The following is a 547-nucleotide window of genomic DNA, read 5'->3' as shown; positions in this document are numbered from 1 at the left end:
ATTAAATTTTTAATGTTTAACAATTTTTTTTGTGAATTGCCACTATGACAATTCGGCAGCAAAGGTAAAGAATGTTTTTGAATTGACAATGGATTTTGAAAAGTTTAACCTTTTTTATTTAATTTTCGTTGATGTTAACCAAGTTTTTGCCATTGCGGGCTTGACCCGCAATCCCATGCAAAGGAGTCGAATGTTGGGATATCTTCGCCTATTGGATTGGGGAGAAACAGGTAAAGAGGTAAGATACACATCATCCATATTAAATTTTTTTGTACCTTTGCAGAAATTTTTGCACTGATACACAATGGATAAAGAACCCATCATTAACGCCGACGAGATTGTGAAGCATTGGATAGACACATCTGATGCGGACTTTGAGGTCATGCTCACGCTACTTGAAACAAAGCAGAATAGTTGGGCATTATTTCTCGGTCATCTCGTGCTTGAAAAACTATTGAAGGCATATTATGTGAAGCAGCACGGCACGCACGCACCGCTTTGGCACGACCTTGTACAGATTGCGCAGCGTGGAGGATTTGCCCTCACA

2 protein-coding genes are annotated in these 547 nt (G+C 39.5%); both read left to right on the top strand.

The window, feature by feature from the left end; translation table 11 throughout:
• The first annotated feature begins 31 nt into the window (after positions 1-31).
• A complete protein-coding gene (locus ASC50_RS07480) occupies positions 32-298 on the top strand; it encodes a hypothetical protein (protein WP_055432111.1) in 267 nt (88 codons plus the stop codon).
• A 6-nt stretch (positions 299-304) separates the two neighbouring features.
• Positions 305-547 (top strand): HEPN domain-containing protein (locus tag ASC50_RS03620; RefSeq protein WP_158648372.1); only part of this gene is annotated, 243 nt, incomplete at its 3' end.

The organism is Candidatus Symbiothrix dinenymphae (assembly GCF_001431085.1).
This window is presented reverse-complemented; position numbering and strand designations above follow the sequence as displayed.